Source organism: Streptomyces sp. JH14, from assembly GCF_029428675.1.
In the GTDB taxonomy this organism is placed as follows: domain Bacteria; phylum Actinomycetota; class Actinomycetes; order Streptomycetales; family Streptomycetaceae; genus Streptomyces.
Genome location: NZ_JAJNEL010000001.1, coordinates 2893521 through 2906188, shown reverse-complemented (window position 1 = coordinate 2906188; position 12668 = coordinate 2893521). Strand labels below are relative to the sequence as shown.

Sequence of the window (12668 nt, the reverse complement as noted above, 5' to 3'; positions counted from 1 at the left end):
ATGCCTCCCCGCGTGGATGAATGACAGGGTGACCCCTCTCACATTGGTCTGTCGAGAGCGCCTGGGTGCTTCGTACGGGAACCAGTAGGTATGTCGTTCTCGTCTTGCAGCGCGGCCAAGGGTTCACACAGGACACTGGTAGATGGTTCGGACAGCGCGGGGCTTCCCCGCGGCGCATGGAGGAGGCATCGGTGGCGGGCGAGTCCCCCGACAAGTCGGAGCAGCAGAAGTCGTCGGGCGTGGCTCGGAGCGAGCGCGATCCGCGGCTGAGCGTCTTCCGTGAACCGGCTGCCGCGGCGGAAAGCGGAGCCGGAAGCGGAACCAGCGGTGGGCTCGACACGGCGACGGCGGTGTTCCGTACGAAGCCTGCGGAGGCCGGCGAGGACGAGAGGCCGGAGTCCCGCGAGGGCCACGGCGGCTCGGAGGGCTCCCGGGGGCCCGAGGGCGCGGACAGGGCCGCTGAGGGCGCCGAGGCGGCCGACGAGCCGGAGGAGGCCGCTGAGGCCGCCCAGGACGCGGAGACGGCCGAGCAGGCGGGAACCGGCTCCGCATCCGAGGAGACGGACGCGCGGCTGCGTGCGGCCGTCGCCGCGTGGGTGGGGAAGGGCGCCGCCGCGGAGAAGGCCGAGAAGGACGAGGAGCCCGAGTCGGTCACCGGGAGCGACGACGTCACGGGGGGCGACACGCCCGGGTCCGTCGACGAGGCGAGCGACAAGGGGACGACGGCCGCCGAGGACGGAACGACGCCCGCCGACGCCGACGCCGACGTGGAAGAGCGGGACGAGCCGGATGCGTCGCGCGACGCCGGTGCCGGCTCCGACGCCGCGGACGGTGACGACGCGGACGGTGACGGAGGCGCGGCAGCCGAGAAGCCTGCGGCATCCGACGACGCCGAGGACGCGGACGCGGAGAAGCCTGCGGCATCCGACGGCGCCGAGGGCGTGGACGCCGACGCGGGCGAGGCGGCCGACCGGGCCGAGGACGCCGGGACCCCTGGCGGGACCCCCCGTGCCGCCAAGAACACCGAGTCCTCCGGGCCCGACGAGGACAAGCGCGGAATCGACCAGCCCACGGCCGTCTTCAAGACCGTCCGGCCCAACCGGATCGACCAGCCGACGACCGCGCTGAAGAAGATCACTCCGCCCGCTTCGAAGCCTGCACAGAAGCCCGGGCAGAAGCCGGAGTCCGCGCCCGAGAGCGCCGCCGAGCGCACCAGCCGGTTCGTGCCGCTGCGCCGCGAGGAAGCACGGCCCGCACCCGCGTTCCCCAAGCCCGAGACACCCGCGGCCGCACCCGCGCAGGCCGAGGCCCCTTCGCTCAGCGGCGCCGAGCGGACCCGGCAGCAGCCGATGCCGCCCCGGCCGCCGCTCGACCTGCTGGCCGAGCTGACGAACACGCCTCCGCCGCCGCAGACGCCCGTCCGCACGGCCTTCCGCAGGGTCAAGATCTGGACCCCGCTGGTCGTGCTCCTGCTGATCGTCTTTGCGATCGTGCAGGCGGTGCGCCCGCTGCCGACGCCCGAGCTCCGGCTGACGGCGAAGCCGACGTACACCTTCGAGGGCAGCAAGCCGTCACTGCCGTGGCCGAACGAGGGCCAGGGCTACATGGCGGCGACCGGCCTCGGCACCGTGGATTCGTTCGGCGAGCAGAAGGCCGTGCCGATCGGCAGTGTGGCCAAGGCGATGACCGCGTACGTCGTGCTCAAGGACCACCCGCTCAAGAAGGGCGAAGCCGGTCCGTCCATCACGGTCGACGCCAAGGGGGAGTCGGACGGCAAGCTGGACACCACGGGCGGCGAGTCGACGCTCAACACCGTGAAGGCCGGGGACAAGCTCACAGAGCAGGAGGCCCTCTCGGCCATAATGATTCCGTCCGCGAATAACATCGCGCGGCTGCTGGCGCGCTGGGACGCCGGCTCCGAGGAAGCGTTCGTCAAGAAGATGAACGACACCGCCACGTCCCTCGGCATGAAGAACACCACGTACACGGATCCGTCCGGACTCCAGGCGACCACGGTGAGCTCGGCCGAGGACCAGGTGAAGCTCGGTCAGAAGCTGGTGGAGATCCCGGCGCTGATGGCGATCACCAAGCTGCCGTCGTGGACCGACCCCTCGGGCAAGAACTGGCGGAACTACAACACCCTCGTGCCGTACAACGGCGCCCTCGGCATCAAGACCGGCTCCACGACCAAGGCGGGCGGCAACCTGCTCTTCGCCGCGCACAAGATGGTCGGCGACACCGACCAGCTGATCGTCGGTGCGGTGCTGGGTCAGCACAAGCCGGCCATCATCGACACGGTCAACGCGGTCAGCAAGGACGTGATGCTCGCGACCGAGAACCTGCTGAAGAGCGGGAAGGTGGTCAGGAAGGGCGATGTCGTCGGCATGGTCGACAACGGGTTCGGCGGTACCACCCCGGTCGTCGCGACCGAGGACGTGGCAGCGGTCGGCTGGCCCGGTCTGACGGTCAAGCTGGAACTGTCCGACGACGGGAAGACGCTCCCGCACGAGGCAGCGGCCGGAACCCACGTCGGTACGCTCACCGTGGGTGAGGGCTCCAGCCAGGTGAAGGTGGCGGTGGCACTGCAGAGCGATCTGACGGGGCCGACCTTCGGAGAGAAGCTGACCCGAATCAGCTGATGCGGACGGGGGTGGGGGCGCCGATACCGGCACCCCCACCCCCTTTGCGCACGTGTTAGCGTCCCCGGACAACCGGGGAGCGCCGGGCGGCGTCCTCACAGGTGATACGGAGACGGGGAACGGGGCCGGCGGAGACGGGGGAAACCGTAGTGACCACCGCGGAGCCGATACCCGGCCGTGAGGCGGCCGGCGGCAGCGATGTGCGAGGCGACGTGACGAGCGGCAGTGGCGGCAGCATGAATGTCCGGCTGCCCGCCCCGCGTACCCCGGAATCGCAGGCCGAGGCCGCCGAGCCGCCCCGCAGCCGGCAGGTCCGGGCCCGGCAGTTGCTGCAGCACCCCGTCACCGTTGCGACGGCGGCCGCCGCGGTCACCCACATCCTCTGGTTCCTCTTCTTCGCGAACAGCGGCGGCGACCTCGCGGCGCAGGACGCCTGGGCCGAGTTCGTCGGCCGGCATCCCGGTACGGCCTACAACCTTGCCTGGTACGGGGGCATGCACCCGGTCTCGTACAGCGTGGTCTCGCCGTATCTGATGTCGGTGCTCGGCGTGCGTACGACGATGATGATCGCCGGGACGGTGTCGGCGGGGCTGACCGCGCTGATCCTGGTCCGGGTCCGGGCCGTCCGCAATCCGCTCGCCTGCTCGCTCGCCGGCGTGTTCGCCTATCTGTGCAACGCGCTGTCCGGTCGGGTCACGTTCGGCCTCGGCATGATGTTCGCGCTGGGCGCGGTGGCCGCGGTGTTCTGCTGGCCGTACCGGTGGCGTCACAGGCGCTGGGCGAAGGCGGCCGTCGCCGCCCCGCTCGCCGGGCTGGCCACGGCGGGCAGTCCCGTCGCGGGGCTGTTCCTCGGTGTGGTGGCCGCCGCGCTGTTCCTGAACAAGCGGCGCCCGGGTGCGTACGCCCTGGGCCTGGCGCCGGTCGCCGTGGTGGTGCTGTCGTCGTGGCTGTTCCCGTTCTCCGGTACGCAGCCGATGTCGCTCGCGACGCTGTCCCTGCCGTTCCTCTTCGCCGTTCTCGTCCTCGTCCTCGTGCCGTCCGACTGGCGCACCGTGCGAACCGCTGCCGCCGTGTACGGGGTCGGGACGCTGCTGACCTATGTGGTCGACTCGCAGATCGGCTCGAACGTCACCAGGATGGCGATGCTGTTCGCCGGGGTGGTGCTGCTCGCCGCGCTGCCGTACGCCGTGCCGCGGTCGCGGCGCTGGTACGCGCTGATCCTGGCCTTCGCCGGGATGAACTTCTGGGTCGGTTTCAAGGGCGTCGACGACATCGTCCGTACCGCCCCCGCCGCCTCCTGGACGCGGGAACTGGCCCCGCTGGTCAACGAGCTCCAGCAGGCCGGCGCCGAGCGCGGCAGGGTCGAGGTGGTGCCGGCCAGCAGCCACCGGGAGGCGTCCGCGCTCGCCCCGTACGTCAATCTGGCCCGCGGCTGGAACCGGCAGGCCGACATGGAGCGCAACCCGCTCTTCTACGACGACACCCTGAACTCCGCGAACTACCGCCGGTGGCTCGACCGCTGGGCCGTGCACTACGTGGTGCTGCCCAAGGGCGAGCCGGATTCCAGCGGGGCGGTGCAGGAGGCGGCGCTGGTCGAGAAGGGCCTTCCGTATCTGAAGGCCGTCTGGTCCGACGCGAACTGGCAGCTCTTCGCGGTCGACGTCCCGGTGCCGCTGGCCGACCCGCCGGCGACGGTGGACCGGGCCGGGGCCGGCGAGCTGACCATCCATGTGAAGCGGGCGGGCCGGGTGCTGATCCGGATCCCGTACTCGCGCTGGCTCGCCCTGGTCGACGACGAGGGCAAGAGCGTGGAACGGCCGCAGGAGACCGAGGCGTCCAAGAAGCGCGCGGACCAGGACAGCCCGCGGACGTTCCTCAACACGAACGGCTGCCTGATCAAGGTGGACGAGGACGAGTACGGCGACGAGTGGACGGAACTGCTCGCGCCGCGACCCGGGGTGTACCGGATGGCGGCCCCGTACCAGCTGTCGCCCGGCACGCCGTGCCCGGAGGAGCTGCGCTGAGCCCTGCCGGACGACCGCCGGGACGCCGGGGCGGGGGCGGGTACGCGTCGGGCGCAGGGTGGGCACAGGGTGGACACAGGCAAATCACGCCTGTTCTCTCCCTCTGGGGGCTCTGCCCTGGCATGGTGTGCTGCCATGAGGTGCCAACGGTGCGGCGGTGAACAGCGGGGCGCGCTGCCGGGGATGGTGTGTCCGGACTGCGGTTCGGTGGCCCGCTCGGTCGGCGGGGAGGGTTCCTGGATCGCCCGCGAGACGCTCGCGGGCCGGATATCCACGCTGCCCCGAGGCGGAAAGGTCCTGCTCGTGGCGGGAGTTGTGGCGGTGGCGGGCTCGCTGGTGACGGGCACCTCGCTGCTCGCATCGGGTGGTGGTGGCGACGACGGCAGAAATACGGGGGCGGTGGGCCGTGCGGGAGTCCCGACGGCCGGCATCGGGGGCGGCGCTCCCACCCGGATCGGTCCGTCCGGAACGGAGAGCCCGGATCCGGCCCCCACTTTTGCGACGTCGCCGACCCCCTCGTCCCCGCGGAGCCCGTCCCGTACCCCCGAGGCGCCGTCCGACAGCGGTGGTCACACGTACTCCGCCTGGGCGGGACCCGGATGCTCGACGGGCGAGTACCGCGAGCACGGCCGGTTCGAGAACGGTGAGAACGGCTGGTACACGCTCGGTTCGGGCGGCTACCGGGGCAGCACGTGCGACGGACGGTTCAGCGCCGTGCCGATGTCCGGCAGCCCGACCGAGGACCGGGGCAACACCGCCACGTGGTCCTGGCACCTGGGCAGCGGCTACCACGCGTGCGCGCTGACCGTGTTCGTACCGGACAGCGGCCGTGACCGCGACGTCGCGGGTGATCCCACCGTGTACCGGGTGCTCTCGGACCCGGACGACGCGGACTCCGCCTATACGGGCTTCGCCGTCCGCCAGACCGTGCATCGTGGCAGCCCCGTGGAGGTGAGCAGCTACCCGGTCAAGGGCAACACCTTTGCGGTACAGCTGATCGACCGGGGCCGCGACTGGGGCGACGAGGCACGGGTGGGAGCGCATCACGCCGCGGCGCAGCTGAAGGTGGACTGCCGCTGAGGCCGGACGCCGGGTGTGGAGCAGAACGGCATGTATCCGCCCAACCGGGGGACCATAGTGGATGTATGAGCCTGACCACCGACGGAGAGCCGCCCGGTCCCGTGCGGTTCCACCTCCAGTGCGACCGCTGGGGATGCCGGGCGCGGGCCGTGTTCGACATGGTCATCGCGGAACCGCCACCGGACATCGAGGCCGATCTGTTCGGCCACATCCTGCACAGTGCCACCGTCGCCTCCCCACACATCGAGGCGCTCGGGTGGATCTACGTCCAGCAGGAGGGCTATTGGTGTCCGACCTGCGCCGCACCGGGCCGCCGCCCGAGGTCGAGGGGCGTCACGTCGTCCTGACCGGCGCCGCCGCGCGCCCCGGCCCCCGCAGGCCATCTCACACAGTCCCGCCCACCGGAGCCCCTGAACACCCGGTCCCGCGTCGATGGCCCGTCCAGTGCGTTACGCGCGTCCCGCGCCCAAACGCACCCGCATCCACACCGTGGCGATCCCTGTCCCCGCCAGCAGCCCGGCACTGACCAGCAGACTCACCCGCATGCCCGCCATGAACCCGTCAGTGATCAGCGCGCCGAAGGCGGCGATGCCCAGGCCCCCGGCCACCTGGCGGGCGGAGTTGAGCACACCCGCTGCCAGTCCGGCCCGGTCGGCGGGCACCGCGTCCATCATCGCCGTCGTCAACGGCGGCACCGTCAGCGCGCAGCCCAGCGACAGCGGTACCAGGAGCAGGGCCAGGAGGACCGCGGGTGTTTCGCCGTCGACCTGCAGGAGGAGCAGCAGCCCTGCCGCCGCGAGCGGTTGGCCCACGAGCATCGGCAGACGCGGCCCGAAGCGGGCCGCCAGCTTGCCCGCGACGACATTCGTCACCGCGATCACACCCGTCATCGGCAGGAACATCAGCCCGGCAGACAGCGCCGAACGCCCTTGCACCTGCTGGAAGAAGAGGCTGAAGACGAAAATCATGCTGTAGAAGGCCACGCTCACCGCCGCACCCGCCGCGACCGTGATGGCCACGGTGCGGTTGCGGAAGAGTCCCGGCGGGACGACCGGATGCGGGTGCCGGGCCTCGATCCGCAGGAACACGGCGCCTGCCGCCACCGCGACGACCAGCGCGACGAGACCCGTCGTACCGCCCTCGATCACCGCGAAGGCCAGCGCCGCCAGGGCGATGACGGCGGTCAGCTGTCCCGGCAGGTCCAGGGGGGCGGGCCGTCGCACCGACCGCGGAGCGCGGACCAGCAGGGCGAGGGCCAGCGCCGCCAGCGGCAGGTTGACGAAGAAGATCCCTCGCCAGTCCCACGCGGTGGTCAGCACCCCGCCCGCGACCGGGCCGACCGCGACGGCCGCCGAGCCGCCCGCCGTCCACAACGCCACAGCGCGCGCACGCTTGGCGGCGTCGTCCGGATATGCCTGGCGTACGAGGGCGAGCGAGGCGGGCAGCATCACGGCGGCGGCGACGCCCTGCACCACCCGTGCCCCGATCAGGACCGGCAGATTCGGGGCGAAGCCGCAGGCCGCGGAGGCGAGGGCGAACACCGTGATGCCGAGTGCGTAGGTCCGGGTGGCACCCGCCCGGTCCGCGAGGGCGCCGGTGGACAGCATCAGCGCGGCGAACGCGAGGGTGTAGGCGTCCACCACCCACTGCAGCCCTGTGGTCCCGCCGCCCAGTGAGGACTCCATCGAGGGCAGTGCCACATTCACCACGGAGGCGTCGAGACAGGTCAGCGTGAAGCCCAGCAGGGCGGCGGCGAGAGTCAGGCCTGGGGAAGGCTGACGCGAGGCATTGAACAACTTGCCCTGCTCGGAGGTCAGTTGATCGATATCGGTGATGTGGTCCGTAGCCATGCCCCCACTCTGGCGATCTCCGGCGGCGTACAGTAGTGGCCTGAATGCCATACGCCCGGAGGTTCTGGCCATGCCGCAGCTCCAGCCGCACCGAGCACACCGCGTCGCCGTGGTCGCCCCGTCCCCCGTGTCGATGTTCAACCTGGCGATCCCCGAAATGCTCTTCGAGAAGGCAGAGGTGGACGGGGGCCCCGGTTACGAGGTGATCGTCTGCACACCGGTGCCCGGCAGGATCGCCACCACCGGTGGGCTCTCGCTGGTGGTGGACCGCGGTCTGGACGCCGTGCACGACGCCGACACGGTGCTGGTCGCGGGCACCGGGCACCGCTACGAACCCGATCCCCTGACCGTCGCCGCTGTCCGCGACGCCGCAGCCGCGGGCAAGCGGATCGCTTCCATCTGCAGCGGTGCGTTCGTACTCGCCGAGGCGGGGCTGCTGGAGGGGCGCAGCGCCACCACGTACTGGGAGCTCGCCGAGGAACTGCGTACCCGTTACCCCGCGCTCGACCTCAAGGGCGACGTGCTCTACGTGCACGACGGGTCGGTCATGACGTCGTCCGGATACGCCGCCGGCATCGACCTGTGCCTGCACATCATCCGCTCCGACTACGGCGCCGCCGTGGCCAACCGGGTGGCCCGTGCCGCGCTCGTCGCCCCTGTGCGGCCCGGTGGCCAGACCCAGTTCACGCAGACCCCGCTCCCGCCCGAGCTCGGCAACAGCTATGCGGACACCCGGGGCTGGGCGATGCGACACCTCGACGAGCCGCTCACCCTCACGGACCTGGCCCGGCACGCGCGGGTCAGCGTACGCACGCTGACCCGCCGCTTTCATGCGGAGAGCGGCGTGAGCCCCCTGCAGTGGCTCCTGCATCAGCGCATCGAGCGAGCGAAGGAACTGCTGGAGACGACGACGCTGCCGATGGACCAGGTGGCCCGAGCCTGCGGGCTCGGCACGGCGGACTCTCTCCGCAGCCATGTGGTGCGTCGCACCGGACTCACCCCGAGCGCCTACCGGGCCCAGTTCAGCCGCCTCGTACTCGCAGCCTCGGCCGGGACGGAGGTTGCGCCATAGGCCGAGGGCGACGCGGGCTTCGGCCGTGCCCCAGTGGGGCGGCTTCGCAGGCGGTGCCCTCGGCGGGATCCGAACCCGACCCCCTACCGGGCTTCGTGGTCGGTGAGGCCCTCGCTCGCCCGTGCACGGGCGGCGCGGTGCGCACGGGCGCTCTGCACGTCGAGCACGGCCTGGAACTGCTGGTGCGCCTCGCGGACGCGGCCTGTCGCCACGTAGGCGCGGCCCAGGCGGAAACGGATGTCCATCTCCAGCCAGTCGTAGCTGGGGTCGGTGAGCGGGGACAGCAACTGGTGCTGAAGGAGGGCCTGGTGATGGAGGGCTATGGCCGCGCCCGGGTTGCCCTCGCCCTGCTCTGCCGTGCCCAGCCGGGTCAGGCTGCGCGAGCAGAGGAAGATGTCCCCGACCTGCTCAACCAGGTGGACCGCTTCGCGGAGCAGGCTCTTGGCCTCACCGTAGTGGCCGAGGCGGAGGTGGACGTCGGCGGCGCAGCTCAAGGGCCTGCCGAGCATGCGCGGTCTGCCGTCCCTCTCGGCATGGGTATGGGCGTCGGCGAAGCAGTCCAGCGCCTCCTCGTTCCGCCCCGCGAATTGGTGGGCGAGGCCGAGGATGACGAGTGCCGTCGAGGCGACCCAGTCGTCGCGCAGTCGCTTGGCCAGGTCCACCGCTGCGGTGGCATGGCGAATCGCCCGGTCGCCCTCGCCCACGCTCAGATCGAGAGCGCCCAGGCCGGCGAGAGTCCGGACCTCTTCGCACGGGTCGGGGTGGCGCCGGCCGAGTTCCAGTGCTTCGGTGAAGCAGGTGCGTGCCTGCGTGTACGTGCGTTGGTGTATGCCGGTGTAGCCCAAGCAGTTCCGCAGGGCGAGGACCATCCGTTGGTCGGTGGCCTCGCCCACGTGCGCGAGTGCGATCTCCAGAGCTGTCTGGCACTCGTGGTAGCGGCCCTGTCGTACGAAGTAGTCGACCACCGCCTCGGCGATCCAGCAGGCGTAGTCGGCTTCGCCGAGGGCCGCGGCGTGTCCGACGACGTCGGCGAGCTCTCCGCCGGCCGCGTCCAGCCAGGTCTCCGCTTCCTTCCAGTGCGTGAACGGTGCGTCGACGGGCTGGGGTCCGGTGGGGAAATTGCGAAGGCCCCAGTCGCTGGTGATCCGGGCCGCGTCCAGGTAGAGGCGGAGTGCGGCCCTGCGTGCGGTGGCGGCCTCGGCGGGCTTGGCCTCCGCGAGGCGTCGTGCGTGCACGCGAACCAGGTCGTGCAATCGGTAGCGGCCAGGACGCGGCTCCTGCAGAAGGCTCGTGTCGACCAGGCTCTCCAGGATCTGCTCGGTGGCGTGGGGCGGCCGATCGAGCATGGTCGCCGACGTCAGCACGTCGAACTCGACCGTCGGCGCCAGGCCCAGCGCGCGGAATGCGCGCTGCTGCTCGGGTGCGAGCTGTTCGTACGACAGGCTGAAGGCCGCCTCCACGCTGCGATCCCCGACGCTCAGTTCGCCGAGCCGGTGCTCATCGCCGGCCATGCGGCCCGCCAGGTACTCCACCGTCCAGGTGGTGCGGTTCTGCAACCGCGACCCGGCGATGCGCAGGGCCAGCGGCAGCCCGTCGCACAGTCTGACCAGTTGATGCGTCGCCTGCGGCTCCCTTCCTGCACGCTCCTCTCCGATGATGTGCGTGAGCAGGGACACCGCGTCCCTGCTGTCCAAGGGCTCCAGGGTGACCCGCCGGTCGGCGTCCAGTTCGGCCAGCCGCCGTCGGCCGGCCACCAACACCCTGCTTCCCGCTCCCGCCGGCAGCAGCGGTCGTATCTGGTCGGCGTCCAGGGCGTCGTCCAGTACGAGGAGCAGCCGTAGCGAGCTCGTCGCCGCACGCCAGACGGCAGTGAGTTCTTCGAGGTCGCTCGACAACTCGCCTTTGGCCGCGCCGAGCGAGCGCAGCAGTCGCTGCAGCGCTCGCTCCGGCGATTGCCGCCGCTGCGTGCTGTGCGCGCGCAGGTCCACGAACAGGCAGCCGTCCGGGTACTGGGCGCTGAGCACACGGGCCGCGCGTACGACGAGCGCGGTCTTGCCGACCCCGGCCGTACCGTCCACCGTGACGATCGATACGGATCCGGGCGCGGAAGGCGCGATCAGCTGCGCCAGCTCGGCGTCCCGCGCGATCAGGCGGCCGGCGTCACCCGGCAGGTCGTTGACCGCGCGGCGGGGCTTGGGGGAAGCGGGAGCCGGAGGAGCGGTGGAGCGCGCCGCCGTCGGGCCGAGGAGGCGTACGTCGTCCTGGCGCAGCACCGCCTGGTGCACTCGCTGGAGCTCCTCGCCGGGGTCGACGCCGAGCTCGTCGTTCAGGCGCCTGCGCATGTCCTGATAGACGTTCAGCGCCTCCGCCTGGCGTTCGCTTCCGTACAGGGCGCGCATGCGCAGCGCCGACAGCGACTCGTCACACGGATGGGACGCGGCCAGAGCGGCGGTGTCGTCCAGGGCCTCGGCGAACCGGCCCAGCAGGACCAGGCATTCGAGCCGCTCCAGCTGAACCGTGTGCCGCCGCTCCAGCAGTCGCTGCCGCTCGGCGTCGGCGTACGGTCCCGGCAGCCCGGCGAGCGGCTCCCCGTCGAACAGGGCGAGCGCCCCCGACAACCGGTCCACCGCCGCGGCCGGATCGCCGGACGCCATCGCGCGCTGAGCGCCGTCCACCTGTTCGGCCAGGTCCGCCACGTCGAGCCGGACGCCGTCGGCGACGAGGCGGTACCCGCCCCGTTCCCCGCGGATGACCGAATCGGCCGGACCGCTGCCGTCGTCGTCGAGCTTCTTGCGCAGCCCATAGACGTAGCTGGGCAGTACCTTGCGGCCGGACTTCGGCGGCCTCTCCCCCCAGACCCCGTCGAGCAACTGCTCACGACTCACCAGGAGACCCGGACGCAGCGCCAGCGCGGCCAGCACCGCCTGTTGCCGGACGGGCCCGAGGGGCAGTTGCCTGCCGTCACGCCAGGCCCGTACCGGTCCGAGCACCGCGAGCCGTAGCCGTCGACGAGATCCCGCGCCCACCCGAAGGCCTCCGCTCCGCGCATCATCAGAATTTCATTCGCATTGCAGCGCCTTCCTGAATGGTTTGCAAGAGCGGCGGCCGTCGACGGGGAGCGGCCGCCGCCCCTCCCGAGGAAGGAACACGAACATGGCCGTCATCGAGAGCTCTCTCGCGACGATGCTGAAACAGCGGAGGCTCTTCCTCACCCGGGAGCGGAGCGATGCCGCCGAGATCGTGTACGTATGCGTGGACGACGGCCTCCCCGGCGGCTATCCGGTCGGCTACGTCATCCCGTCCCGTGCGGGAACCTGGTTCGCGTACGCCCGGGCCCGCCCCGGCCGCGTCTTCGCCTGCGACCAGGTGGACGCCGGCCTGCTGAGCATCGACGCGGCCGTACGCGCCGTCCTGGACCATGCTCGCTACGGGGACGTGCTGTACGCCCTGGAACAGGGAGCCGGCTCCGACGCCGCGTACACCACCGAGGTGCGTCAGGACCACGCCGTCTGGCTCGCCGCGCTTGCCGAGCCCGAAGGAATCACCCACCTCGGCAACGGCAGGGTCCGCTTCACCGGCCCCGCCGTCGCGTATCTGCGCGGCCTTCCGGAACGCCTCGGCTGTCATGTGGACGACGAGGACCGGATCCGGCTCGCGGGCGAGTCGTACCGGCTGATCCGCGAGACCCGGCACACCGGCCCTGCACACCCCGAAAGAGGCATCGGGTAGCGAACCCGCCGATGACGGCCCGTCGTCCGCGCGCCGACCAGGCCCTCGTCGGGTGCCTGCGGCGCCGGCACCCGACGAGGGCCCGGGGAGAGACCCTGGGACGATGTCTGAACGCGTTGTGCCTGCGGCAGAATTCAACGTCCGGAACCGCTGAGGGAGTTCGCGCGGACGGGCTTCGGGGAGCAGCTGGCCGACTGGAACACGACCGCCCAGGAATGTTCAATACCGGTTCTGTCCGCTGCCGTTGGTGCCGCCTGTTGATGTCGCCTGATGC

At 71.5% G+C, this 12668-nt stretch carries 8 protein-coding genes; 6 read left to right on the top strand and 2 right to left on the bottom strand.

The window, feature by feature from the left end:
* Positions 1–191: 191 nt before the first annotated feature.
* The 4 genes from LRD69_RS12925 (at position 192) to LRD69_RS12910 (ending at position 6090) form a co-directional block, all read left to right on the top strand.
* The gene (locus LRD69_RS12925; protein ID WP_277326715.1) at positions 192–2639 is read left to right on the top strand and encodes a D-alanyl-D-alanine carboxypeptidase; all 2448 of its coding nucleotides are present in this window, start codon (positions 192–194) and stop codon (positions 2637–2639) included.
* A 149-nt stretch (positions 2640–2788) separates the two neighbouring features.
* Complete coding sequence (locus LRD69_RS12920; RefSeq protein WP_277326714.1) at positions 2789–4663, top strand: MFS transporter; 1875 nt, start codon at positions 2789–2791, stop codon at positions 4661–4663.
* Between the two features lie 135 nt (positions 4664–4798).
* The gene (locus tag LRD69_RS12915; RefSeq protein WP_277326713.1) at positions 4799–5743 is read left to right on the top strand and encodes an adhesin; all 945 of its coding nucleotides are present in this window, start codon (positions 4799–4801) and stop codon (positions 5741–5743) included.
* Between the two features lie 65 nt (positions 5744–5808).
* Complete coding sequence (locus LRD69_RS12910; RefSeq protein WP_277326712.1) at positions 5809–6090, top strand: hypothetical protein; 282 nt, start codon at positions 5809–5811, stop codon at positions 6088–6090.
* 102 nt (positions 6091–6192) lie between these two features.
* On the opposite strand, the gene LRD69_RS12905 is transcribed toward LRD69_RS12910, so the two are convergent.
* Positions 6193–7593, bottom strand: a complete 1401-nt coding sequence (locus LRD69_RS12905; protein ID WP_277326711.1) for an MFS transporter — start codon at positions 7591–7593, stop codon at positions 6193–6195.
* A gap of 70 nt (positions 7594–7663) precedes the next feature.
* Here LRD69_RS12905 and LRD69_RS12900 point away from each other — a divergent pair, with 70 nt between their 5' ends.
* A complete protein-coding gene (locus LRD69_RS12900; RefSeq protein WP_277326710.1) occupies positions 7664–8665 on the top strand; it encodes a helix-turn-helix domain-containing protein in 1002 nt (333 codons plus the stop codon).
* Between the two features lie 83 nt (positions 8666–8748).
* Here the strand turns inward: LRD69_RS12900 and LRD69_RS12895 are convergent, their stop codons facing one another.
* Positions 8749–11691, bottom strand: a complete 2943-nt coding sequence (locus LRD69_RS12895) for a BTAD domain-containing putative transcriptional regulator (RefSeq protein WP_277326709.1) — start codon at positions 11689–11691, stop codon at positions 8749–8751.
* Between the two features lie 127 nt (positions 11692–11818).
* On the opposite strand from LRD69_RS12895, the gene LRD69_RS12890 reads away from it, so the two are divergent.
* Positions 11819–12394, top strand: a complete 576-nt coding sequence (locus tag LRD69_RS12890) for a hypothetical protein (RefSeq protein ID WP_277326708.1) — start codon at positions 11819–11821, stop codon at positions 12392–12394.
* Positions 12395–12668: the final 274 nt, after the last annotated feature.

Bases quoted from the DNA above. Each gene is read 5' to 3' on its own strand.
- LRD69_RS12915 (WP_277326713.1), top strand. From the start codon at position 4,799: ATGAGGTGCCAACGGTGCGGCGGTGAACAGCGGGGCGCGCTGCCGGGG.
- LRD69_RS12910 (WP_277326712.1), top strand. From the start codon at position 5,809: ATGAGCCTGACCACCGACGGAGAGCCGCCCGGTCCCGTGCGGTTCCAC.
- LRD69_RS12905 (WP_277326711.1), bottom strand. From the start codon at position 7,593: ATGGCTACGGACCACATCACCGATATCGATCAACTGACCTCCGAGCAG.
- LRD69_RS12900 (WP_277326710.1), top strand. From the start codon at position 7,664: ATGCCGCAGCTCCAGCCGCACCGAGCACACCGCGTCGCCGTGGTCGCC.
- LRD69_RS12890 (WP_277326708.1), top strand. From the start codon at position 11,819: ATGGCCGTCATCGAGAGCTCTCTCGCGACGATGCTGAAACAGCGGAGG.